The organism is Rhizobium ecuadorense, from assembly GCF_001187535.1.
Taxonomy (GTDB): domain Bacteria; phylum Pseudomonadota; class Alphaproteobacteria; order Rhizobiales; family Rhizobiaceae; genus Rhizobium; species Rhizobium ecuadorense.
Genome location: NZ_LFIO01001133.1, coordinates 1 through 398 on the forward strand (window position 1 = coordinate 1; position 398 = coordinate 398).

A 398-nucleotide genomic window follows, 5' to 3' on the forward strand; every position below is an offset into this window, starting at 1 on the left:
CACGCGTAGGCGCTCGTCGCTGCGACGAATACGGACATCAGGGCGCAGACTGCCGGAAGCAAAAATTTCATCCCACCCCCCAAGCGCAACTAAGATGCAAAGGCGGTTTCATATTCAGGATAGGCCATGCCCAATATGACAATATTTATTTCCTGAACGGTTTCATTGAAATCCTCAATCGCGACGCCCTCGCATCGAAGCACCCCGAACTCTGCCGAACATGCAGTGAGCTGGGCCTTGCCTTCTAAGTCATTATATTCGCCATCAATTACGAACGCGTGGAGTCGTGGATCATAATCTCGAGTGGGAACAAAACGTCCCCCTGCAACGCCCATCGACGGATCGATGGGACCAAGGTCGGCGTGCCCAATGACTTTCTCGTCGTTTAGAATATCGAC

The 398-nt window shown here is 52.3% G+C and carries 1 protein-coding gene; it reads right to left on the reverse strand.

What is annotated here, in order from left to right; all coding sequences use genetic code 11:
- Positions 1–89: 89 nt before the first annotated feature.
- Positions 90–398 (reverse strand): hypothetical protein (locus AF337_RS24515; protein ID WP_063844346.1); only part of this gene is annotated, 309 nt, incomplete at its 5' end.